The sequence below is a fragment of the Rhodoferax sp. GW822-FHT04A08 genome (genome assembly GCF_058801025.1).
Genome location: NZ_JBXAMW010000009.1, coordinates 134,981 through 158,908, shown reverse-complemented (window position 1 = coordinate 158,908; position 23,928 = coordinate 134,981). Strand labels below are relative to the sequence as shown.

Annotated in this window: 18 protein-coding genes; 10 read left to right on the top strand and 8 right to left on the bottom strand. The window is 61.8% G+C overall.

Annotated elements, in window-relative coordinates; all coding sequences use genetic code 11:
- The first annotated feature begins 54 nt into the window (after positions 1–54).
- Complete coding sequence (locus AC1RMF_RS17775) at positions 55–1,428, top strand: HD-GYP domain-containing protein (RefSeq protein ID WP_493143208.1); 1,374 nt, start codon at positions 55–57, stop codon at positions 1,426–1,428.
- On the opposite strand, the gene AC1RMF_RS17770 is transcribed toward AC1RMF_RS17775, so the two are convergent.
- Entirely contained in the window at positions 1,425–3,104 is a 1,680-nt protein-coding gene (locus AC1RMF_RS17770) for a response regulator (RefSeq protein WP_342619346.1), read from the bottom strand. The two genes, AC1RMF_RS17775 and AC1RMF_RS17770, sit on opposite strands and share 4 nt — an antisense overlap.
- Before the next feature lie 157 nt (positions 3,105–3,261).
- Here AC1RMF_RS17770 and AC1RMF_RS17765 point away from each other — a divergent pair, with 157 nt between their 5' ends.
- Genes AC1RMF_RS17765 through AC1RMF_RS17745 form a run of 5 tightly spaced genes read left to right on the top strand, consistent with a single transcriptional unit; the run spans position 3,262 to position 8,636 of the window.
- A complete protein-coding gene (locus tag AC1RMF_RS17765; RefSeq protein ID WP_342619345.1) occupies positions 3,262–3,852 on the top strand; it encodes a 2-oxoacid:acceptor oxidoreductase family protein in 591 nt (196 codons plus the stop codon).
- Positions 3,836–5,089: a transketolase C-terminal domain-containing protein gene (locus AC1RMF_RS17760; protein ID WP_493143205.1), complete on the top strand. Its 1,254-nt coding sequence runs from the start codon at positions 3,836–3,838 to the stop codon at positions 5,087–5,089. The genes AC1RMF_RS17765 and AC1RMF_RS17760 overlap by 17 nt, the downstream gene beginning before the upstream one ends.
- Positions 5,089–6,099, top strand: a complete 1,011-nt coding sequence (locus tag AC1RMF_RS17755) for a thiamine pyrophosphate-dependent enzyme (RefSeq protein WP_493143204.1) — start codon at positions 5,089–5,091, stop codon at positions 6,097–6,099. The genes AC1RMF_RS17760 and AC1RMF_RS17755 overlap by 1 nt, the downstream gene beginning before the upstream one ends.
- A gap of 2 nt (positions 6,100–6,101) precedes the next feature.
- Complete coding sequence (locus AC1RMF_RS17750; RefSeq protein WP_493143203.1) at positions 6,102–7,730, top strand: NAD(P)-binding protein; 1,629 nt, start codon at positions 6,102–6,104, stop codon at positions 7,728–7,730.
- Between the two features lie 60 nt (positions 7,731–7,790).
- Positions 7,791–8,636, top strand: coding sequence for a hypothetical protein (locus AC1RMF_RS17745; RefSeq protein WP_493143202.1), 846 nt, complete (start codon positions 7,791–7,793; stop codon positions 8,634–8,636).
- A gap of 15 nt (positions 8,637–8,651) precedes the next feature.
- Here AC1RMF_RS17745 and AC1RMF_RS17740 read toward each other — a convergent pair whose 3' ends face one another.
- From AC1RMF_RS17740 to AC1RMF_RS17730, 3 genes are all read right to left on the bottom strand, one after another.
- Positions 8,652–9,449, bottom strand: a complete 798-nt coding sequence (locus AC1RMF_RS17740) for a ParA family protein (RefSeq protein ID WP_493143201.1) — start codon at positions 9,447–9,449, stop codon at positions 8,652–8,654.
- Between the two features lie 137 nt (positions 9,450–9,586).
- Positions 9,587–9,979, bottom strand: a complete 393-nt coding sequence (locus tag AC1RMF_RS17735) for a universal stress protein (RefSeq protein WP_342619338.1) — start codon at positions 9,977–9,979, stop codon at positions 9,587–9,589.
- Between the two features lie 109 nt (positions 9,980–10,088).
- Positions 10,089–10,946 carry a DMT family transporter gene (locus AC1RMF_RS17730; RefSeq protein ID WP_493143199.1) on the bottom strand — a complete coding sequence of 286 codons (858 nt, stop codon included), beginning with the start codon at positions 10,944–10,946 and terminating at the stop codon, positions 10,089–10,091.
- Between the two features lie 370 nt (positions 10,947–11,316).
- Between AC1RMF_RS17730 and AC1RMF_RS17725 the strand changes: the two genes are divergently transcribed.
- Both AC1RMF_RS17725 and AC1RMF_RS17720 read left to right on the top strand, forming a co-directional pair.
- Positions 11,317–12,117, top strand: a complete 801-nt coding sequence (locus tag AC1RMF_RS17725) for a DODA-type extradiol aromatic ring-opening family dioxygenase (RefSeq protein ID WP_493143197.1) — start codon at positions 11,317–11,319, stop codon at positions 12,115–12,117.
- Between the two features lie 112 nt (positions 12,118–12,229).
- Positions 12,230–12,709 (top strand): hemerythrin domain-containing protein, encoded by a 480-nt coding sequence (locus AC1RMF_RS17720; protein WP_493143195.1) that lies wholly within the window; start codon positions 12,230–12,232, stop codon positions 12,707–12,709.
- 1 nt (position 12,710) lies between these two features.
- Here the strand turns inward: AC1RMF_RS17720 and AC1RMF_RS17715 are convergent, their stop codons facing one another.
- From AC1RMF_RS17715 to AC1RMF_RS17705, 3 genes are read right to left on the bottom strand one after another with little or no spacing between them, the layout of a single operon-like run.
- The gene (locus AC1RMF_RS17715; RefSeq protein ID WP_493143193.1) at positions 12,711–13,337 is read right to left on the bottom strand and encodes a LysE family translocator; all 627 of its coding nucleotides are present in this window, start codon (positions 13,335–13,337) and stop codon (positions 12,711–12,713) included.
- Positions 13,338–13,361: 24 nt separating this feature from the next.
- Positions 13,362–17,510 (bottom strand): PAS domain S-box protein, encoded by a 4,149-nt coding sequence (locus tag AC1RMF_RS17710; protein ID WP_493143191.1) that lies wholly within the window; start codon positions 17,508–17,510, stop codon positions 13,362–13,364.
- Positions 17,507–18,307, bottom strand: coding sequence for an ABC transporter substrate-binding protein (locus AC1RMF_RS17705; protein ID WP_342619332.1), 801 nt, complete (start codon positions 18,305–18,307; stop codon positions 17,507–17,509). Before AC1RMF_RS17705 ends, AC1RMF_RS17710 begins: the two co-directional genes overlap by 4 nt.
- A 96-nt stretch (positions 18,308–18,403) precedes the next feature.
- On the opposite strand from AC1RMF_RS17705, the gene AC1RMF_RS17700 reads away from it, so the two are divergent.
- Positions 18,404–19,201, top strand: a complete 798-nt coding sequence (locus AC1RMF_RS17700; RefSeq protein ID WP_493143189.1) for a phytochelatin synthase family protein — start codon at positions 18,404–18,406, stop codon at positions 19,199–19,201.
- A 164-nt stretch (positions 19,202–19,365) separates the two neighbouring features.
- The gene (locus AC1RMF_RS17695; RefSeq protein ID WP_493143188.1) at positions 19,366–22,194 is read left to right on the top strand and encodes a sensor domain-containing protein; all 2,829 of its coding nucleotides are present in this window, start codon (positions 19,366–19,368) and stop codon (positions 22,192–22,194) included.
- Between the two features lie 17 nt (positions 22,195–22,211).
- Here the strand turns inward: AC1RMF_RS17695 and AC1RMF_RS17690 are convergent, their stop codons facing one another.
- Positions 22,212–23,702 carry a sensor domain-containing diguanylate cyclase gene (locus AC1RMF_RS17690; RefSeq protein WP_493143186.1) on the bottom strand — a complete coding sequence of 497 codons (1,491 nt, stop codon included), beginning with the start codon at positions 23,700–23,702 and terminating at the stop codon, positions 22,212–22,214.
- Between the last annotated feature and the right edge of the window lie 226 nt (positions 23,703–23,928).

Genomic DNA, 23,928 nt, shown 5'->3' with positions numbered 1-23,928 from the left:
TCCGACCATGCCCAATGGATCGGTGTTTAATCTGCACAGATTACCCACCCATCCATGCACAGACCGCCCATCCAGTTTGTCACCAAGGCTTCGGCACTCAAGCTGTCCGAGCTCATCAGCGCACTGAGTCACGCACTGGACATCACGGAAGGGCAGCCGGTGGGGCACTGCGTACGCTGCTGCTGGATCGGCATGCACATAGGCCGCGAAATCGGCATGCCCGAGCAGCAGTTGTGGGAGCTCTACTACACACTGCTACTCAAGGACCTGGGCTGCAGCAGCAATGCGGCGCGCATTTGCGAGCTCTACCTGACCGATGACCTGAGCTTCAAGCGTGATTTCAAGCAGGTGGGCGACAGCCTGCCGCAGGTGGTGCGCTTCGTATTGCAGCACACCGGCCTCAAGACCGGGCTGGCTGAGCGCTTCAAGAGTGTGCTCAACATCTTCAAGAACGGGTCGGAGTACTCCACACAGTTGATCCAGACCCGCTGCCAGCGCGGTGCCGAGATCGCTCGGCTGCTGCGCTTCTCCGAAGGCATTGCCCAGGGCATCTACAACTTGGACGAACACTGGAACGGCGCGGGCAAGCCCAGTGGCGTCGCTGGCACCGATATCCCGCTGTACTCCCGCATTGCGCTGCTGGCACAGGTCATTGACGTATTCCACACGGCCGACAGCAAGGAGGCGGCGCTGGCCGAAGTGCGCAATCGCAAAGGCCAGTGGTTTGACCCCGCGCTGGTGGATGCGGTGGAGCGGCTGGCAGCACAGGATTCGTTCTGGAACACCTTGACTTCCAGTGATATCGACGCGGCCGTGGCGGCTCTGGAGCCGGCCCGCTTTGAGGTGCCTCTGGATGAGGACTACCTGGACGACATTGCCACGGCCTTCGGTCAGGTGGTGGACTCCAAGAGCCCCTACACCAGCGGCCACAGCGCGCGCGTGGCCTTGTACACCGACTTGATCAGCGAGACCTTGGGATTGAACCTGGAGCGCAGGCGTTGGCTCAAGCGCGGGGCACTGCTGCACGACGTGGGCAAGCTGGGCGTGAGCAACAGCGTGCTCGACAAGGCTGGCAAGCTCGATGCAGCCGAGTGGGAAGCCGTGCGCAAGCATGCGGAGCTCACTGAGTCCATCCTCTCGCGCATCAGCGCCTTTCGCGAGCTGGCGCGCATTGCCGGAGCCCACCACGAGCGCCTGGACGGTGGTGGCTATCCACGCGGATTGACCGCTGAAGACATCGCCATTGAAACCCGCATCATCACCACGGCCGACATCTTCGATGCCATTACTGCTGAGCGCCCTTACCGCGGTGCTGTGCCGGTGGACCAGACGTTGGAGATGATGAAGAAGACCGTGGGCACCGCGCTGGACCCGCTGTGCTATGACGCCTTGTGCGCCGCCATGGCCAACGTGCCCAAGCTCGGTTAGTTGCCAGTTGCTGCCTGTGGTTCGGGCGCACTCTTTTTTGGTGCTGCACCGTCCACGCGCAGAGTCAATCCACCCGCCTTGCGCGGTCCTTCGCCCGGCCCCACGCGTGCCTTGCTCGCCGCGCACCGCAGGCGCAGCGCCTCCACCTGCGATTTCAGCTCCGTGGTGTCACCGATCTTGTCGCTGTAGCGGTCCAGCACACTGAAGGCCGACTCCACTAGTTTGATGTTGAGTGTCTCCTCGCCCCGCAGCAGCAGCTCCTTGACAGCGGCAGCCGGGTCGCCCTTGAGGCTGAGCGACATGGCGTATTCGGCGTACTTGAGTATCTTGGCGCTGCAGGTGCGCACGCGGTCGGCGTATTCGGGGTGAGCCTTGGCAGCGCCGATCAGCAGCTCGCTCATGGCCCGGCTGGAGCAAAAGCGCAATGCCAGCCGGTCGATCACCGAGTACACCTCTTCAAGCTGGATGGCGCGCTTGGCCAGCTGCGCCAGCAACGCCACCAGATTGGAGGCTGACTCGAAGTCGAACTCCGGCAGTCGTATTTCGCCGATCATGGCGCGCACCGACACCAGCGACTGCGCAATCTGGTGGTGGTGTATCAGGCTCAAGGTCTGCACGACCTTGGACAGGCGCCGCGTGCGTTCCTGCCCTGGGTCACGTTCCAGCAGGCGTTCAAAGTCATTGACGCAACGCTGCAAACCCTTTTGCTCATTGCGTCCGAACGTCATGAAGGCGCTGAGCACCAGCACCTGGCAATCAAAGATCTTGGAATCCAGGCCCAGGAACGCTGTGCGCTGCAGGGCCCTGTCCGCATCTTCGAGCTTGCCAGCATAAAACGACATCATCCCAAAACTCTGCAGCCGTCCGATGGAGGCTGGCGTGAGCTGGCTGGCCATGCGGTAGGTTGCCAATGCCTCCTCGAATTTGCCCAACTCAAACTGCGCTCGGCCCATGACGTCATAGGCATCGGCGTAGGTGGGGTCTTCCGTGATTAGGTTTTCCAGCGTACTGACCGCTGCGGCGGGCTGTCCGCCATCGAGCATGGAGCGGGCAACACCCAGTTTGGCCCAGGGCAGGGTCTTGGCCTGGATGACGGCCTCGTACAGGCGCTGGGCCTGGGTCGGCTGGTCCAGGCGCAGCAGCAGCTCGGCCCCAATGCGCGCGGCATACAGCCAATAGGCATTTCGGGCTTCAAAGCGCGCGATGCACAGCTTGGCGGCGCGGGCAAAGTCGCCTTCTTCTATGGCAGAAAAGATCTCCTGCAATGCCGCCTTGCGTATCCGGGCCTGCTGCAGCCGCTCGCTCAATTGCGAGGGCTTGTGGGGCTTGAGCAAATAGCCATCCAGCGCCGACTCAGCGGCATCGGCCACCTTGGCATAGGTGGCCTCACCGGTGATCATCACGAACACGGTCGAGAACGGAAGCAGCTGGTTGCGCCGCAGATCGTTGAGCAAGTCCTGTCCGGTTGCGCTTTCCATGGGAAAGTGCTGTTCGCACAATACGAAGTCAAAGCTCTGAAACTCCAGCATGCGCCTTGCGTCTGCAATGCGCCCGCATTGCATCACGGTGCGGATTCCGAAGTCCTTGAGTTGACTAACCAGTATCGAGCGCATGGCCGGGTTGCCTTCCACGACCAGGGCCCGCGTGTTGGAAATGTCTTCTAGCAGCTGTGCCATATGTGCCGCCCATGGACGTGGGCGTGTAATTGTTTGTCCGGCTACATTGCCGATGAGACATTGTGATGCACGCCATTGTGTTGACGCAAATCAATATTGACGTGGACGCGCGGGAACAGAATGCCTTCACCTTTGGTTTCAAAGAGGATGGTCTTCCATGTTGCAGATTCGCATTCACGGGCGCGGTGGACAAGGGGTGGTCACAGCGGCCGAAATGCTCTCGCTGGCCGCCTTCGAACAGGGTCACCATGCGCAGGCTTTTCCCAGCTTTGGCTCCGAGCGTACCGGCGCTCCCGTGGTGGCCTTCTGCCGCATCGACGACCATGAAATCCGCCTGCGCGAACCCATACTGGCGCCCGACGTGCTGATCGTGCAGGACCCCACCTTGCTGCACCAGGTCGACGTGTTCCAGGGGCTGCAGCCCGGCGGCTATGTGCTGATCAACACCCGCCGCACCTTTGATGAACTGGGTTTGGCGGATATCAGCAAGCACTTTCGCCACGAGCGCCTGACCACGGTTCCGGCCACGGATATTGCGCTGCGGCATCTGGGCCGCCCCTTGCCCAACGCCGTTTTGCTGGGCGGCTTTGCCGCGCTCGCCGGGCTGGTCACGCTGGATGCGGTGGAGCATGCCATACGCCACAAGTTTTCCGGCAAGGTCGCAGACGGCAACATCGCCGGTGCCCGCGAAGCCTATGCCTATGTCCAGAATGAAATGAAGGAGCTGGCCCATGCGCAAGCAAGTTGAAGGTTCGGCCGCCGTTGCCGAAGCCGTGGCGCTGGCGCGTCCGGAAGTGATTTGCGCCTACCCCATTTCACCGCAGACGCACATCGTCGAAGGTCTGGGCGAGCGGGTGAAGAACGGTTCGCTCACGCCTTGCGAGTTCATCAATGTGGAGAGCGAGTTCGCCGCCATGAGCGTGGCCATCGGTTCATCGGCAGCCGGTGCACGTACCTACACGGCCACGGCCAGCCAGGGCCTGCTGTTCATGGCCGAAGCGGTCTACAACGCCTCCGGCCTGGGGCTGCCCATCGTGATGACGGTGGCCAACCGCGCCATTGGTGCACCCATCAACATCTGGAACGACCACAGCGACTCCATGAGCCAGCGCGACTGCGGCTGGCTGCAACTGTTTGCCGAGACCAACCAGGAGGCGCTGGACCTGCACATCCAGGCCTTCAAGATTGCCGAGGAACTGTCCATGCCGGTGATGGTGTGCATGGACGGCTTCATCCTCACCCACGCGTACGAAGGCGTGGACATGCCGGACCAGGCGGATGTGGACGCCTTTCTGCCGCCCTACGAGCCGCGCCAGGTGCTGGACCCAGCCGAGCCCGTGTCCATAGGCGCCATGGTGGGGCCGGAGGCCTTTATGGAGGTGCGCTACCTGGCCCACGCCAAGCAGACCATGGCGCTGGAACGTATCCCGCAAATTGCGGCGGAGTTCAAGCAACGCTTTGGCCGCGACTCCGGCGGGTTGGTACGACCCTACCGCACGGAGGATGCCGAGACCATCGTGGTGGCGCTGGGTTCGGTGCTGGGCACCATCAAGGATGCGGTGGACGAGATGCGCGCTGCAGGCGTGAAGATCGGCGTGCTGGGTATCCAGTCCTTCCGCCCCTTCCCTCTGGCCGCGGTGCGCGCGGCGCTGCAGGGTGCGAAGCGGGTGGTGGTGCTGGAGAAGAGTTTTTCCGTGGGGCTGGGCGGCGTGGTGTCTACCGATGTGCGGCTGGCCTTGTCGGGCCTGCAGCTGCACGGCTACACAGTGGTCGCTGGCCTGGGCGGCCGCGCCATCAGCAAGGCATCCCTGGTGCGCACCTTTGCTGAGGCCACGACCGACAGCCTGCAGTCCCTGACCTTCATGGACCTGGACTGGCGCATCGTGAACCGCCAGCTCGAACGCGAAGCCGCCACGCGACGCAGCGGCCCCATTGCCGAGAACCTGCTGCGCGATGTGGGTTCCATCGCTTCCAAGGTGCTGTGATGACGACCCCCATCAAGTTCTACCAGACCGGTACCTTCACCGTAGGCAACCGCCTGCTCTCGCCCGAGCAGCGCAGCGTGCAGTCCAGCGAGGAGCGCAGCAACTCGCTCAACTCCGGCCACCGCGCCTGCCAGGGTTGCGGCGAGGCCTTGGGTGCGCGCTACGTGGTGGATGCGGCCATGCGCGCCACCCACAACCAGCTCATTGCAGCCAATGCCACCGGCTGCCTGGAAGTGTTCAGCACACCGTATCCGGAAACGTCGTGGCAACTGCCCTGGATCCATTCGCTGTTCGGCAATGCCGCAGCGGTGGGCACCGGCATTGCCGCGGCACTCAAGGTCAAGGCGCAGAAGAACGGCGCCGCCAACAACGTGCGCGTGATTGCACAGGGTGGCGATGGCGGCACCACCGACATCGGCTTTGGCTGCCTCTCGGGCATGTTCGAGCGCAATGACGATGTGCTCTACATCTGCTACGACAACGAGGCCTACATGAACACCGGCGTGCAGCGCAGCTCGGCCACGCCCATGGGTGCGCGTACCGCCACCACCATGGCCGTGGGTCCGCACCCGGGCGCGCCCGCAGGCCAGGGCAAGAACCTGCCGCTGATTGCCATGGCGCATGAGATTCCTTATGTGGCCACCGCCACCGTGGCCGACTTGCGCGACCTCGAAGCCAAAGTGGAGAAGGCCATGTCCATCCGCGGTGCGCGCTACCTGCATGTGCTGGTGCCGTGCCCGTTGGGCTGGGGCTCTGCCAGCCACGACACCATCAAGCTCGCCCGCCTGGCGCGCGAGACCGGTCTCTTCCCGGTCTTTGAGGCCGAGCACGGCGAAGTGACTGCCGTTACCCAGCTCCGCCATCCCGTGCCGGTGCAGGAATACCTGAAGCTGCAAAAGCGCTTTGCCCATCTGTTCGGACCCAAGGGCGATGCGCAGATGCTCGCGCGCATACAGGCCGATGCCGACCGCAATATCCGCCGCTTCAAGCTGTTGGAACAGGAAGCCTGATCATGCAAAAACCCTTTGCCATCACACTGGACCCGGGCTCTTCACTGGCCAACAAGACGGGCTCCTGGCGTACCGAGCGCCCGGTCTACGCCGACCATCTGCCGCCCTGCAACGCGCAGTGCCCTGCGGGTGAGGACATTCAAGGTTGGCTGTTCCACGCCGAAAGCGGCGACTACCTGCAGGCCTGGCAGCACCTCACGCGCGACAACCCGTTTCCCGCCATCATGGGCCGGGTCTGCTACCACTCCTGTGAGGGAGTCTGCAACCGTGGCAAGCTGGACGCCGCGGTGGGCATCAATTCGGTGGAGCGCTTTCTTGGGGATGAGGCGCTCAAGCGGGGCTGGAAGTTTGCTGCGCCTGCAGCGGAAACTGGCAAGCATGTGCTGGTGGTAGGGGCCGGGCCATCGGGCATGTCGGCGGCCTACCATCTGCGCAGGCTGGGCCATCGCGTCACGGTCAAGGAAGCGGGTCCCTTGATGGGCGGCATGATGCGCTTCGGCATTCCGCAGTACCGCCTGCCGCGCGACGTGCTCGAGGCCGAGATGCAGCGCATTGTGGACATGGGCGTGACGGTGGAGCTGGGTGCCAAGGTGGAGCACATCGCCCGCACCATGCAGGAGGGGCGCTTCGATGCCGCCTTCCTGGCTGTGGGCGCACACATCGCCAAGCGCGCCTTCATTCCCGCCAAGGACTCCTCGCACATTCTGGATGCGGTATCGGTGTTGCGCTCCATGGAAGGGGCCGACAAGCCCATGCTGGGGCGCAGGGTGGTGGTGTATGGCGGCGGCAATACCGCCATCGACGTGGCGCGCACGGCCAAGCGCCTGGGCGCCACCGAGGCCATCATCGTCTACCGCCGCAACCGCGAGAAGATGCCCGCACACGATTTTGAAGTGGAGGAGGCGCTGCAGGAAGGCGTGATGGTCAAGTGGCTGTCCACCATCAAGCAGGCCGACGGCGGTGTGCTGACGGTGGAGAAGATGGTGCTGGACGACCAGGGCAATCCGCAGCCCACCGGCGAGTTTGAAAGCCTGGAGGCCGACTCGCTGGTGCTGGCACTGGGCCAGGACGTAGACCTTTCCCTGCTCGACGGTGTGGAGGGGCTGGAGGTGAAGGACGGCGTGGTACAGGTGGACCCGCACAGCATGATGACCGGGCACCCGGGCCTGTTTGCCGGTGGCGACATGGTGCCGGCGGACCGCAACGTCACCATCGCCGTAGGCCATGGCAAGAAGGCCGCGCGCCACATCGACGCCTGGCTGCGCGGCCAGGCGTTGGCGCCCACAGTCAAGCATGCAGTGGCAGGCTTTGAGCGCATCAACAGCTGGTACTACAGCGATGCCCCCAAGACCGTGCGCCCGCAGCTGGAGCTGGCACGGCGCACCAGCAGCTTTGACGAAGTGCAGGGCGGCCTCACCGAGGACAACGCCTTGTTCGAGGCGCGCCGCTGCCTGAGCTGCGGCAACTGCTTCGAGTGCGACAACTGCTACGGTGTCTGCCCTGACAACGCGGTCATCAAGCTGGGGCCGGGCAAGCGCTTTGCCTTCAACTACGACTACTGCAAGGGCTGCGGCATCTGCGTGCAGGAGTGCCCCTGCGGTGCCATCGACATGGTGCCAGAAGAGACTTGAAAAACGGTATATATCGTATATATTAAAGTGCCTTGGGTTTAACGGTGGAGGCACTCGCGCATGTCAAACGAAGTTCTGGTCTGGTGGTTTTCCCTGTGCGTGGTGAGTGCGGTCAATGTCATGGCGCTGACATATTCTGGACATCTTCTCTTGCGCCGACAAGGGCAGATTCCGCGTGAGGTGTATGCGTCACGTAAGCTGCAGTTCCTGCTGTCGGCAGGCTATGTGCTGGGCTGTGCCTACCGCTCGGCGCTGCCGGTGTTTGATGTGCAGCGCATCTGTCTGTTTGACTCCTGGTTTTCCAGTGTGATCGTGGGCCGCTCGGTGGCCACGGTGGCGGAGCTGTGCTTTGTCACGCAATGGGCCTTGCTCATGCGCGAGATCGCCGACGTCACGCAAAGCAAGGCGGGTCGCTGGACCTCCACGGCACTGGTGCCGTTGATCGCCATTGCCGAAACCTGCTCCTGGTATTCCGTACTTACCACCGCCAATATCGGCCACGTCATCGAAGAGTCGCTCTGGGGCTTGTCTGCCGCACTGTTGGTGGTCAGTCTGTTCTCGGTCTGGCCGCGCTGCAGCGAGCGTCTGCGCCCGGCCTTGCTGCTGACGGGCATTGCCGGTGTGGCCTATGTGGCCTTCATGTTCCTGGTGGACGTGCCCATGTATTGGTCGCGCTGGTTGCAGGATGAGGCCAGCGGCCGCCATTACCTCAGTCTGCAGCAGGGCGTGCTGGATGCCTCGGCCCGTTGGGTGGTGTCGCACCAGTGGCAGGTCTGGAAAAGCGAAGTGGCCTGGATGTCGCTGTACTTCAGCGTGGCAGTGTGGCTCAGCATTGCGCTGATCCACACACCGGCCTTTGAGCGCCAGGCGGGCAGCATACCCAAGGGGCGTCTGCAGCCCGCCTGAGGGGTGCCGCCAGGGTTATCTGGCCTTGGCCGTCTTTTTCTTGGGCTTGGCAAACAGCGTGTCGTGCAGTTCCACCAGTGCCTGTGTCAGGCGATGCTTGGGGTCCAGGTAGACCATGGGGCGGGACTGCTCGTGCGACTCGCGGATGCGCACGGAGGAGGGCAGATAGGGCTGCAACACCGGCAGGCCTTCGGTAATCAGTTCATCCACGATGCGCTGCGGCAGGTTGGCGCGCGGCTGGAACTGGTTGACCACAATGCCTTTGACGTCCAGCTCGGGGTTGTGATCGGCCTTGATCTCCTGCACATTGTCCAGAAGGGCGTACAGCGCCTTGCGTGAGAACTCGTCACAGTCAAACGGGATCAGGCAACCGGTGGCACCTATGAGTGCCGAGCGGGTGTAGAAATTCAGCGCGGGTGGGGTGTCGATATAGATGCGGTCGTAGTCTTCGCTGAGCTGCTGCAGTGCTTCGCGCAGCTTGTAGATTTTCTGGCGCGACTCCAGCTTGGTTTGCAGCTCGTTGAGTTCGGCATTGGCCGCCATCAGGTGCAGCTTATCAAACGGTGTGGCGATGACAAAGTCGGTGGCGGTGAGCGGCTTGAAGCTGAAGCTCAGGCAGAAATCAAAGAAGTCGCCTACATCTGCTTGGTCATCGGTAGCGGTCTCTCCCAGCAGATAGCTGCTGGAATTGCCCTGCGGGTCCAGGTCGATCACCAGGGTACGCAGGCCTTGGCTGGCGCTGATGGCCGCCAGGTTGCAGGTGATGGTGGATTTGCCGACGCCACCCTTTTGGTTGAATACGACGAGCGCCATCTTGCGTGTTCCCCTGCTGTAGTTCCATGGAAGTTCCACGCACGAGTGTAAGCGAGCTCGATTGCACCCAAGGGGCGCAATCCACTGCTGCGGCGTTCAGAACGGAGGCCGCTGCATGCCCATGGCACGCAGCGTACTTAGTCAGCTTTGACGGTCAGGATGGGGCAGGGAATGTTCATCAGGATTTCCTGCGCCATGCTGCCCATGATGAGTTTGCCCACTGCACTGCGTTTACGCAGACCGATCACCAGCAATGAAACCTGGTATGTGGCAACCATTTCTTCCAGTTCTTCCACGGCATTCTTGCCGCGCACAAACTGCTTGAATTCTGCGTTGATGCCGGACACCGACAGGAGCTGTTCAACCCGCTCCACGTCCTGTGCGTCAGCGCGTGAAGGATCTTCACCACTGCCGCCCGGTGTGGCATTCACCACGATCAGCGTTTCGTTGCGTTCCTTGGCGATCTCAATGCCTTTTTCGAGGGCGGTTTGACCTTCGGGACGGGGAACATAGGCTACGAGAATTGTCATTCGAAAGCTCCTTGGCTTGTAATGGGTGTGCGGCAAATGATAGCGCTTGAGCACATTTGTACTATGACGCAGATCAATTTCCGGCGTAGTGTGTTGATGGTGCGGTCGGCTAGCTGCGTGCCAGATAGACGCCCCAGACGGTCAGGGCCATACCTACCAGCGCCATGCCGGTCAGTGTGTTGCCAAAGAGCGCCCAGGCAAACAGGGCGGTACACGGGGGAACCAGATAGAACAGGCTGGCGACGTTGACCGCGTTGCTGTGGCGTATCAGCCAATTGAGCAGGCTCACGGCACCCAGGGACAGCACCAGCACCAACCAGCCCAGGGCAAAGAACAACTCACCACTCCAGTCGATGGCGCCGTGTTCGGTAGCGATTGCCGCCAGGCCGGTGACGACGGTGGTGGGCAGGAACTGGGCGACCGCACCAGTGCGCCAATCGAATGCGGGGCAGAACTTCTTCTGGTACAGCGTGCCCGCGGTGATGGCCAGCAATGCGACCACGGCGGGCAGCAGCGCCTGCAGGCCGAACTCCTGGCCGAGCTTGTTCCACAACACCAGTGCCACTCCCACCAAGCCCAGCAGCAGCCCAACCCACTGACGCGGCAGCACGGTAGCGCCCAGCAGATAGCCCGCGCCAATGGCGGTCAGCAAGGGCTGAACACCCACGACCAGGCTGGCCAGGCCAGCGGGCAGTCCCAGGCCGATGGCCACAAACACACCACCCAGATACAACCCGTGCATCAGCAGACCGGATATGCCGATGTGTACCCACTGCCACATGTTCTGCGGCCACGGCGCGCGACTGGCAATGGCGATGGGCACGATGCACAGCAGCACCGCAACGTAGCGAATGGATAGAAAGGTCAGCGGCTGAATGTGGGGCAGTCCCAGCCGCGCTCCAATGAAGCCGGTGGACCACAGCACCACGAAGACAAAAGGCAGCAGGCGGGCGAATTTGGGGCCCATGGTTTCAAGTCTCCCCAAGAAGGTGCTTTCCCGTCTCAATTTGCGACACTTTGTTGGAAAAAGAAACTAAGTAGTGCGGATTTGGCGGCACACATTTTGCTCAAGACAAGCTGAGGCCGTGAAACATATCGCAATCGCGGCTTCTTATAGGAGGTATCAAGATATGTCACAAGCTATCAAAGACTTTCTGGTGTCTGTTGGAGTTACGTTGGCCGCTGTTCTTCTGTCCGGCGTCATGTTGACCCTCAGGCCCTGAGAACGGCACTGCCATCCCCCGCAGGGAGCATTGCAAGCATACCGTTTGGCCGAATGATTGGGCTGTCGTGCGCGGGACACGCATAATTGTCCGCATGACGTGAAAGGCCAGACGATGACAAGTTCCCGATTCCCCACGATGTTCGTGTCCCACGGTGGCGGCCCCTGGCCTTTCGTGGATGGCATGCGCGAAATGTTTGCCAAGACCGCGCAGGAGTTCCGCGACCTTCCCGAACGACTGCCAGCCAGGCCGCGGGCCGTGCTGGTGATCACCGGGCACTGGGAAGCGCCGCAGTTCAGCGTGTCCACCTCGGAGCATCCGCCCATGGACTACGACTACTACGGCTTTCCCCCCCATACCTATCACCTGAAGTATCCCGCGCCCGGCTCGCCCGTGCTGGCTGCGCGCGTGACCGAGTTGCTGGCTGCCGGCGGCATCACCTGTGCGCAGGACCCGACCCGCGGGTTCGACCATGGCACCTTTGTTCCCTTGGGGCTGATGTACCCAAAGGCGGACGTACCCATCGTTCTGCTGTCCATGAAGTCGGGCTATGACGCAGCCGAGCACATCCGCGTGGGCCAGATGCTCGCCCCCTTGCGCGATGAGGGCATCCTGATTCTGGGCAGCGGCCTGACCTATCACAACATGCGTGGCTTTGGTAACCCGGCATCCTCGCCCATTGCCACCGCCTTTGAACACTATCTCAATGATGCGGTGACGCAGCCCCAGGAGTCCGAACGCAACCGCATGCTGGTGGAGTGGCAGAAAGCCCCCAAGGCGCGCCTGGCCCATCCGCGCGAGGACCATCTGATTCCTCTCATGGTGGTTGCCGGCGCGGCGGGCGCGGACCGTGGAGAGCGCATCTTTGTGGACCACGTGCTGGAAGTGGTCATGGCGTCCTACCAGTTCGGCTGAGGGGAAGCATCCGGGATCGTTGAAAGTTGGAGGAGCATTGACGTTGCTCAAACTCCGGAAAACTGTGACCTGCACAATTTGTTGCACATGCACAAATTTTCCGGAGATTCCCATGACTGCCGTTGCACCCCTTCAACCTTTCGAGGCACTGGACGCCTGCCATCTGCAAATCCAGAGGACGCTGCAGGACTTGACGCGTTTGGCCCGGCGCCTGGAGACCGGTGGTGTAAATGAAATGGACCGCAAGCTGGCGGGCGATATCGAGAGCTTCTTTTCCAACACCTCGCGGGAGCACCATGCCGAGGAAGAGGCGCATGTGTTTCCGCAGATTCTGGCCAGCGGCAGTGCCGAGCTGTCTGCAGCAGTGAAAAGCCTGCAGCAGGACCATGGCTTCATTGAAGAGAACTGGATTGAGCTGGCGCCCCAGTTGCGCGCCATTGCCGAGGGCAATGACTGGGTGCATGCGGAAGAGTTCCAGCACAACGTGAGCACCTTTCTCGAGCTGCTCAACGGCCATATTGCGTTGGAAGAGTCGTTGATCTACCCCGAGTCCAAGGCCATGTGGGCCGCAACCATCGCCCGACGGCGATAGCCTATCGCTGGGCTACTGCCAGCCGCAAGGCCAGCGCGGCAAACACCGCGCCTGCGGCGCGATTCATCCACTGCTGGGCGCGCGCCGAGCCGCGTAGTCGCTGCCCCAGGCTGGCAGCAAAGTAGCTGATGGCGCCAAAGGTCACCAGCGTTGCTAGGATGAAGATGGCGCCCAGCTCTGCCAGTTGTAGCACCACCGAGCCGCGTCGCGCGTCCACGAATTGCGGCAAAAAAGCGAGAAAGAAGAAGACCACCTTGGGGTTGGTCAGATTCATCACGATGCCGCGGCGGTAGAGCTGCAGAGGGCGCAACAAGGGTGCTGAGGCATCGCCGCCTTCTGTCACGGGGGCCCTGAACGCGCCCCAGGCCAGATAGGCCAGATAGCCGGCGCCCACCATCTTCAGGACCACAAAGGCCGTCTCGGAAGCTGCAAAGACAGCGGCCAGACCCAGCGCAACGGCCGAGGTGTGCACTAGCAGACCGGTGCACAGCCCCAACACCACCAGCATCCCGGCGCGCTTGCCCTGGGTGGCGGACTGCACCAGCACAAAGATGTTGTCAGGACCGGGCGTGACCCCCAGAAGAAGGGAGACCCCGAAGAAGGCAATGGCGGTTTGCAGACTGAGCATGGGGCGATGGTAGCGGGTTTGCGCTCAGCCTTGCCTGAGCAGGACTTGCAGTTCCGCCAGAAAGCTGTCGCGAATCTGATGCAACTGCTGCAGCGCTTCGGATACGGCATGGCGCTCACCCAAGGCATGCTGGCGCAGAATCTGCGCAGCCAGCGTATGCACGTCGTGGTGGAGGCGGTGTGCATTCTGCACGGCGGCCAGATCCGGGTGCCTGTCCAGGCCGCCTCTTTTCAGCCATATCCCCAGGCGGCACTGGTCCATGTCCATAGGCGGAGGGACATCATGCTCGCCCATCAGGAAGTGCTCCAGCGCTATGACCCAGGCCCTGTGCTCCACGCCTGCAAACAGCAGCGGCCGGTTGGAGCGGCTGATCTCTGCCTGGTTCAGCCAAGTCGGGTCGGGACGCCAGCTTGCAATCCAGCCGGACAGATCCTGCGCGGGCATGGGCTTGGCAATGCAATAACCCTGGGCCAGTTCACAGCCCATCTGCAGCAGCATGCGGCCGGTTTCCACGGACTCGACGCCCTCGGCGATGACCTGGCGCCGAAACGCATTGGCCAGGCCGATGGTGCCTTCCAGGATGGCCAGGTCATCGGGCTCCACCATCATGTCCCGGACAAAGCTCTGGTCGATCTTGAGCTGCGTGACCGGCAGCAGCTTGAGATAGGTAAGTGAAGAGTAGCCCGTGCCGAAATCGTCCAGCGCAAAGTGCACACCCATCTGGCTGCATTCTTCGATGAGGCGCGATACATGGTTCAGGTCTTCCAGTGCACTGGTTTCCAGAACCTCCAGCTCCAGGGATCCGGCGGGCAGGTCGGGATAGGCAGACAGGCTCTCGCGCAAACGGTTGACGAAGTTGAGCTGCTGCAATTGCCGCGCGCCGATGTTCACGCTGACCGGAATGTGCAGGCCCTCGCGCTGCCACCGCATCAGTTGCGCCAGCACCTCTTCGATCACCCATTCGCCCAGCTCTACCGCCAGCGGCTGGTCCTCAATGGTGGGCAGGAACGTGGCAGGTGCCAGCAATCCCCGGCTGGGATGCTGCCAGCGTATGAGTGCCTCTGCGCCCACCACGGCGCCGCTGCGCATGTTCACCTTGGGCTGGAAATGCAGTACGAATTCGCGTTCCCGCAGCGCTCTGCGGATGTTTTCCAAGTCCTCGTGGTGGCCGCGCACGCTGCGGTCCTGCTCCGCATCGAAGACGTGGTAGCGGTTCTTGCCCGCCAGCTTGGCCTGGTACATGGCCTGGTCGGCCTGGCGCAGCATCTGGTCGGCATCCACCATGTCCACCTGGGGGTAGAAGGTGACCCCCACACTGGCAGATACCTGCAGCAGCATGTCACCCCATATGTGGGGCTGGGACGCGGCATCCAGCAGGCGCGTCAGCATGTGCACGCTGGCTTCCACGTCTGGCAGGTCCAGCAGCACCGCCACGAATTCGTCCCCACCCAGACGGGCCAGGGTGTCGCCTTCGCGCAAGGCCAGCTTCATGCGGGCAGAGAGTGCGACCAGCAGTTGGTCGCCCGCCTCGTGGCCATGGGTGTCGTTGATGGACTTGAATCCGTCCAGATCTAGGAAAGCCACCGCCATCAACTGCTTGTGTCGCTGTACCTGGGCGATGCCCTGACGCATGCGGTCGGCCAGCAGCACGCGGTTGGGCAGGCCGGTCAGTGCGTCGTAATGGGCGATGTGCTCGAGCTGATTCTGGTGTTCCTTGTAGACGGATATGTCGGAGAACAACGATACAAAGTGCTGCGCCCGTCCGTTGCCATCACGCACGGTGGTGATGGTCTGCATCTCGGCATAGACCTCGCCGTTCTTGCGGCGGTTCCAGATTTCGCCGTACCAGTGCCCCTTATCGAACAGGCCGCTCCACATCTTGGCGTAGAAGTCCTTGCCTTGTCTTCCGGAGTTCAGGATGCGCGGATTTCGGCCCTGCACTTCTTCCCGGGAATATCCGGTGATGTTGGTGAAGGCCTCGTTGACGTCGATGATCGTTCCGTCCAGCGCGGTGATCATGATGCCTTCACGGGAGTTGGAAAACACGCTGGCGGCCAGGCTGAGGCTCTCTTCGGCCTTCTTGCGTTCGGTGATGTCGCGGGTCAGGCTGAGCATGTGCGGTTCGCCATCCAGGTCCATCACCGACGCGGACAGCAGGCCGTGCACCGTGTGGCCGTCCTTGGCACACATGACGACTTCCATGTTGGTGACGATGCCCTTTTGCTCCAGGCTATCGATCAGGCGCTTGCGGTGGCTGACATCGCTCCAGATATTGATCTCCGTTGACGTGCGACCAATCACCTCGGAGGAGGTGTAGCCCATTACCTGTGAAAACCCACGGTTGACCGACACGATCATGCCGTCCGTCACGCGGCTGATGATCAGCGAGTCCGGGGTCAGGTAGAAGGTCCGCCGGAATCTCTCCTCACTGACTTCCAGCGCCTTTTGTGAGCGCTTGTATTCGGAAATGTCTTCGTAGATTCCCAGCACACCGATGATGGCGTTCTCATGGTTCCTGAGCGGTACCTTGGAGGTGCGCAGCCAGAAGGTGTGGCCGTCAGGACCGATCTGGGGGATGTCGTAAGACAGCTTGGGCTTTCCTGATTCGATGACGGCACGGTCGTCACCGCGGTACTGATCGGCCTGCTCTGCCCAGGGCAAGTCGTGGTCGGTCTTGCCAATCAGGTCGGATGCCTGCGTCATTCCCGCATCCTGGGCAAAGGCCTCGTTGCAACCCAGGTAGCGCAGGTCTCGATCCTTCCAGAAAACCCGTACCGGTGCCGTGTTGATGATGGACATCAGCAGGGTATGTGACTCCGCGAGCGCACGCTGGGCCACGTTGTGCGCTGTGATGTCGCCGGTGCCGCCAATGAAGTGCTGCAGCCGGCCTTCCTTGTCGCGGGAGGCGGTGACGGACAGGCGCGCGTTGTACAGGCTGCCGTCCTTGCGCCGGTTGATCACCTCGCCGTGCCAGACTCCGTTTTGCAGAAGCTCGCTCCACATGTCCTGATAGAAGGACTTGGGGTGCAGGCCGGAGGACAGGATCCGTGGCGTCTTGCCCAGCGCTTCTTCTGCGCTGTAACCCGTGATGCGGGTGAACGCCGCGTTGACGGAAAGAATGCGTGTCTCCGGATCGGTGACGATGATGGCGTCGGCGCTTTCGGCAAATACGGTGGCGTTGATGCGCTGCAAACGTTCCACTTCCTGTTGCTGTGCCAGGAATTGCCTTTGCCGGCGCAGGTATTCCAATACCAGAAGGGTCAGCACCAGCAACGACGGGACGACCACCGCGACCAGGACCGTCGCCTCTTCCTTCCACTGCTTGAGTACCTGGGCCTCGGGCCGGCGGGTGACAACCAACAGCGGGAAGAGGGCCGATGTGCGGTAGGCCAGCAGCGTGCTTTCGCCATTTGCAGGGCGACGCATGACGGCACCCACTTCCGCTTCGTCCAGGCGCAGATCGTGCGAAATGAAGTCCTGCACCGTGCCCAGCTGTGCCGCTGAACCGGTATCCATCAGCAGGACGCCGTCATAGCGGAACATCTGCAGCCGACCCTCGGCAGGGTCCACGGTATGCAGTGCGTAATTCAGATAGAAGTCCGAGTTGACGGCGGCCAGTACCCGCACCTGTCGTGCGCCTATGTCGATGGTGCGCAGAATGGGGAGGAAGTTCTGGACCTCGGGCGCCACTGGGGTCCGCGGGGTGGATGCCGCCCCGTTGGCGAAGTCCCGGCCGGACCAGGGCGCGCCAAAGCGCAGTATTTCCGAAGAAGCCTGGGCGGTGGGGAAATAGTCTACCGTTGGCACGGTCAGTCCCACGTTGGCCGGGTTGGTGCTGGCGATCACGTGGTCGTTCTCGTCCAGCAAGGAAACCGAACGCAGAAAGGGCGACTGGTGCAATGTGGCCGCCAGTGCCACCTGCGTTTCCCGCAGTGACAGCGTGTTGTTGTGTACCTGCACGGTCTGCACCAGTGCGGTTTCCGCGGCACGCAGGTTCTGGCTGAGAAAGCTCTCGAAGTTGCGGGTTTGCACCTTCGAAATCTCGAATCCGTTGGCGACTGCCTCGGCCCGCAACATCCACAAGGTGTAGCCCGTGACGGTCAGCATGGCCGCATTGAACAGCAGCAGACCGGCAACCAGGGCCGTGCGAAGTTGCTGGACGGGGTGGTTCACGGCGAAACGATACGTTCGAGCTTGTTGTGCTTGGCGGCAGCCATCAGCCGGCCATCACGTTTGATATCGCTGACAAATCGTTCCATGCGCGCGTACCAGACGTCATCGCCTGGCTTGACGGCATAGGCATAAGGGGTGACGTGGTAGGTATCGGGTGGTGCCACCAGACGCGCCCAATCCGCGTTGATCAGGAAGCGCTGGCTGTAGGGGTAGTCGGTCATGAAGACATCGGCACGTCCGGCCTGCACTTCCTGCTCGCGCGCGAAGGGCGTATCCAACACCAGCAATTGCGCGTTCTTGAGCTTCTCTTTCATGACGGGCTCATGCAGCGTGCCCTTGGCAACCGCCACCACGGTGCCAGTCTGGTCGATGTCCGCCCAGTCCTTGATACGCCGGTTGGATTTGCTGGCAATGGCGTAGATGTCGCTGGCCAGATGCGGACGGGTGAAGCGCAACTTTTCCATGCGCGCCGGTGTAATGCCTATGGCAAACATGGCGACGTCGCAGCGGTCCTGCGTGATGTCGTCCACCAGTCTGGCAAAAGAGGAGTCGACAAATTGCACGTCCACCGCCAGATCCTTTGCCAGCTCCTGCGCCAGCTCGATATCGATGCCCGAGAGTTGCTGCGTCTTGGGATTGCGGTAGGTGATGCTGTAGTAATCGGGCCAGATACAGACCCTCAGGGTTGTGCTGGCGAGGATGCGCTCCAGGTGATTGACCCCGGCTCCTGCGGCATGTCCGGGGCTCCATAAAGTAAGGCCCATGGCGAGTGCCGCGAGCAAAGAGGTGGTTCGCATAGATCCAACAAGTATTTGTTTGCATTGTATGGTGGGAGGGGCATTGAAACGGATTGCCTTACATTGCAGTGGCGTACGCAAAGAAGGGGTGCACACATGAAAATGATTTCGCGCTTGGGGCTGCTCTGTCTGCTGTCATGGGCCATGCTCTCCCACGCGTTCGCAGGGGACATGGCCGCGGCTCAGCCGCCCGCACTGGTGCAGTTTGCCTCGGAAGAAGGGCTTGCACGCCTGTCCCGAGCTAGTGCCAAGACCGACTTCCCGGTTCTGGCCAACCAGTTTGAAGCGCAGAGCAACGCGGCCTTTTGCGGCCCCACCACGGCAGCCATCGTGCTCAACGCCGCAAGGGGACGGAACACCAGCTTGCCACACGACCGCAGCCGGTTGCGTCCAGAAGACCTGCAGTATCTGCCGCCCGGCGTCGATTTGTCGCTGCCGCGATACACCCAGGACAACGTGATTGACAAAGGCGCCAAGAAGCGTGCCCAGGTCCTGGGCGAGCCGGTGCTGGTCAATGGCAAGCTGATTCAGGATTTCGGTTACCAGACGCGGCAGATGGATGAGCTGCTGCGCGCCAACGGTCTGGAGACACAGCTCGTCATCGTCGATGACGGCAAGCCGCAGGAGCAGGTGCGCGCAGACCTGGTCCAGGCGCTGGGCACACCGGGAACCTACGCCATCGTCACCTACAAGCGCAGCGCGGTCGGCCAGCAGGGGGGCGGGCACATCTCACCCCTGGGCGCGTATGACGCGGTGTCCGACTCATTTCTGGTGCTGGATGTGAACCCTTCCAGCGCGGGCTGGATCTGGATGCCAGCGCCGGTGCTGATCGAGGGCATGCGCACCTTCGACACGGTGGAGAACCGGGGCTACATACTGGTACGCACGCCCTGAGCGTGAATACCCATGTGGGCGTCATGCCTACGCACCCGGCTACCATCAACTGCAATACAAATAAGGGTCACGAACCCGAAGGGTGCAAAAGGGATGAATGAGCTGACCGATTCCATGCTGTGTGAGGGACGCGAAGGGCCGACCCCGCATCCGGTTCACCTGATATGACCCCAGCCTACTTCCAGGCCATCGTGGATTCGTCGGATGACGCCATCGTCGGCAAGACGCTGGACGGCATTGTGACCAGCTGGAACCGCGGTGCCGAGACCATCTTTGGCTACACCGCACAGGAAATGCTGGGGCAGAGCCTGCTGATTCTTTTTCCTCAAGATCGCCTGGACGAAGAGCGCTTCATCCTGGAGCGGATGATGGAAGGCGAGAGGATTGATCACTTCGAGACCGTTCGCATCCGCAAGGATGGAAAGCAGGTGCACGTTTCCGTCTCGATTTCCCCTATCCGAAATGCCCAGGGTGTCATCATCGGGGCGTCCAAGGTGGCGCGGGACATCACACCGCTCAAGATGGAGCAGGAGCGCCTGAAGCTGGCTCTGGATGCAACCTGCAATGGCTTGTGGGATTGGGATTTGCGCACTGGACGGGTCTACCGCTCGGACCACTACTACGCCATCACCGGCCATGACGCCGGCGAAGACGATCACAGCCTCGACTTTTTCTGGCGCACCGTGCATTCGCAGGATGTTCCCAATGCGCGTCAGGCCATGGCGGACCACATCGCAGGCCGGTCCGATCGGATTGAGTTCGAATACCGCCTGGTTTCCAAGACGGGGCAGATGGGCAAGTGGATTCATGCCAGAGGGCAGGCCGTTGAACGGGATGCCTGGGGCACGCCCACGCGCATCGTGGGCACCTTGTCGGACATCACGCCCAGCAAGCTCTTCGATGTGGCGTTGCGTGATCGCGAGAAGCGCCTATCCAGGGTGCTGGAAGGTTCGGACCAGGGTTACTGGGACTGGAATGTGCAGACCAACTATTTCCAGGTCAGTGCGCGCTGGGAATCCATGCTGGGCTATGCACCGGGCGAGATAGACGTGTCCACCGACCACTGGGCTGAGTTGGTGCATCCGGATGACTTTCCCTCGACGCTGCAGTCCATCGAGCGGCATTTGCGCGGCGAAACGGCAAGCCACGAGGCTGAAATGCGGGTGCGTACCAAGACGGGTGAGTGGAAGTGGATTCTGACCCGCGGCAAGGTCGTCGAATACGACGCAGACGGCATGCCTCTCATGATGTCAGGCACGCACACCGACATTTCGGAGCGCAAGGTCCTGGAGCAAGCGCAACGCGAAGCACTCACAGTATTTGCCAACAGCTACGAAGGCATCATGGTGGTGGACGTTCAGCGCCTCATCCTGCGGGTCAATCCGGCCTTCACCCGTATCACGGGCTACCAGCCCGAAGAGGTACTGGGGAAGTCGCCGGGGATTCTGTCTTCCGGAAGACAGAACGAGCGTTTTTACAGGGACATGTGGCACTCTATTGAAAGCACGGGCTTTTGGTCCGGCGAGATATGGAACCGCAGAAAGAACGGCGAGATCTATGCACAGATACTGTCCATCTCGCAGGTCACGGACGGTCAGGGCCGGTTGCAGCATTACGTTGGTTTGTTTTCGGACATCAGTCAGATCAAGGCGCACGAAGAAGAGCTGGACCGGGTCGCGCATTACGACCCGCTCACCGGCACACCCAATCGCAGGTTGCTGGGAGACCGTCTGGCGCAGGCCATAGCCCGTACCGATCGCAGCGTGTTGTCGCTGGCGGTTTGCTATCTGGACCTGGATGGGTTCAAGGGCATCAATGACCGCTTCGGCCACGTGACCGGTGACAAGCTGCTGGTCGGGGTGGCGGAGAGTCTGAAGGCCGTGCTGCGCTCCGAAGACACGCTGGCTCGCCTAGGGGGCGATGAGTTCGTGTTGCTGCTCGCAGACATCGAGTCGCCGGAAGAGTGCTCGCTGATTCTGGAGCGCATTCTGCTCGCCGCCAATGTGCTGCTGAACATTGACGACAACATGGTTCGCGTGTCGGCCAGCATCGGCGTCACCCTGTATCCGCAGGACAGTTCGGATGCAGACACGCTGATGCGCCATGCGGACCAGGCCATGTACCTGGCCAAGGAAGCGGGCAAGAACCGCTTTCACCTGTTTGACCCCGAGAGCGACCGCAAGGCGCAGGAGCACAGGGAGTTTGTGGAGCGCCTCACGGGCGCCTTGCAGCAGCAGGAGTTCTGCCTGTACTACCAACCCAAGATCGATCTGTTGACCGGCGAGGTTCAAGGGGTGGAGGCGCTGTTGCGGTGGCAGCATCCCGAGCGGGGTCTGCTGCGGCCCGCAGCCTTTCTGCCCCATGTGCAGGGCACCCGCCTGGAGCGGCCCCTGGGCATCTGGGTCATGCAGGCGGCGCTTGCGCAAATGCAGCTTTGGCTGTCGCAGGGGCATGTGGTGAAGGTGAGCATCAATGTCAGCGCTACCCATTTGCTGAGCGCCGAGTTCATCGATGACTTGCGTGAGGCACTGGCCATGTATCCCGAGATCCTGCCGGCTTCTCTGGAGCTGGAAGTGTTGGAGACAACCGCCATCGACGACATCACCTTGGCGAGCTTTGTGCTGGATCAGTGCCGCTCCATGGGCGTCAATCTCGCACTGGATGATTTCGGCACCGGTTACTCGTCCCTGACTTATTTGCGCAAGCTGCCGTTCGAGGTGTTGAAGATTGACCAGAGCTTTGTGCGCGACATGCTCCGGGATGCGGAAGACCTGGGCATCGTGGAAGGTGTCATCCGGCTCGCCTCCGCATTTCATCGTGGCGTCATTGCCGAGGGCGTGGAAACCATGGAGCACGGCGCCGCGTTGCTCAAGCTCGGTTGCCGCATGGCACAGGGCTACGGTATTGCCAGGCCCATGCGGCCCGAGGCGTACCTTGACTGGATAAAGACCTGGAAGACGCAAGCCGCTTGGCTGGCCATCCGCAACGTGTAGTGGCGGGGAGCGGCCTTTCAGCTTGAATACAGCGACACCCGGTTGCGCCCGCTGTGCTTGGCCTGGTAGAGCGCACGATCCGCCTGGCTGAGCAGGGTATCCAGATCGACGGTGTCGTCCCCCATGGTGGCCACGCCAATGGAAATGGTGAAGTGCACCGTCTCCCCATGCGGTGCGGCAACGCTGGCCTTTTCCACGGTTTCCCGCAGACGTTCGGCAACGGCCATCGCATGGTCTACGTCGGTGCGCGGCAGCAGCACTGCAAACTCCTCGCCACCCAGACGGCCGACACAGTCCACGTCACGCAGGACGTCCCGGCAGATTTCGCCCACCTTTTGCAGCACCAGGTCGCCAGTCTGGTGCCCATAGGTGTCGTTGACGACCTTGAAGTGGTCCAGATCCATCATGAACACCGCAAGCTCCCCGCCATAGCGCCGTTTGCGTGAAAGTTCGTGCTCGGCGAGCTGCAAGAAGCGGCGGCGATTGGCCAGCCCGGTGAGCATGTCCACCTGGGACAGGCGCTCCAGTTCCTGCTCGACCTTCTTGCGCTCGGTGATGTCCCGCGTGATGCCCAGCAAGGAAACAGGCTGGTCCTTTTCGTTGAAGATGACGGAGGTCACCACTTCTGTACGCACAATGCTGCCGTTCCGGTGCGGTTGGTCGACTTCCACGGTGCAGGTCGGGTGGTTGCGTTGGCCGCCTGCGATCTGGGCCAGTTGCTCCGCAAGCGTCTTGCGCAGCAGGGCGGCGGATTCCGGCGTCATCGCCTCTTCCAGTGTTTGTGTCATCACGTCTTCTGGCGTGAAGCCACGCAGGCCATGCACCGATGGTGAGACGTAGCTGAAGCGTTCCGTGTGCAGGTCAAAGGTCCATATCACGTCATGGCTGTTCTCTGCCAGCAGGCGGTAATGCTGCTCGCTCAGCCTGATCTGGCTGACCAGTGCCGCATTGCGGACCGCCGTGTCCAGGGCATGCAGCAGTTGAAGCCGCGCGACCTTTGCATAGCGCAGCTGCACGATGAACAGCACCACCATGCCCACTGCAATCTGGGGTGCCAGCGGGTTGGGGACAACCAGAAGCTGGATCAACACCGGCAGCACCACGCCTGCCGAAAAGAGCACTGTGGCGCTGGCAAAAGGTGAAACGATGGTGAGCGTAATGGCCGTTACCGCCACCAGCACAGTGATGTTTGCAAGGTATTCCAGGAACTGGCCGTCCACCCAGAAGAACCAGACCGAAGACCCCCAGGCCAGTCCCAGCAGCGGCGCACAGGCAATCTGCAAGATGCCCCAGCGCATGGTGGTCAGATCATTTTTGGGGGCGGCGCGGTAGCCGTAGCCCAGCAGCAGTACCAGCACTTCCACCGTATTGATGCAGGCCAGCCACGCCAGTGCGTGGCCCAGGCCAGCCACCCGGACCTGCATCCAGGCCAGGAGGAAGGTTCCCAGAATGGCCGAGTAGACCCCATCCACCGTCCGGTCGGTGAAGACCCGCACCCGTTCAGACATGACTTGTCGTGCGATTGCACTTTCATCAGCCTTGAATAAATGCGAAACACCCACACGGGCCTCCCAGCTGTATTTATGCCTTTGACTCTACAGCAGACGGACGGACAACGATAGTGCCATTCTGCGGCCAGGGGGTGTTTGGCGCCTGGTCGGAAACCCCGGGGTAACCGGAGCGTGCGGGCGGCAGGTACAGTACGCGTTTGCATCCATTGCGGCCATTGAACAC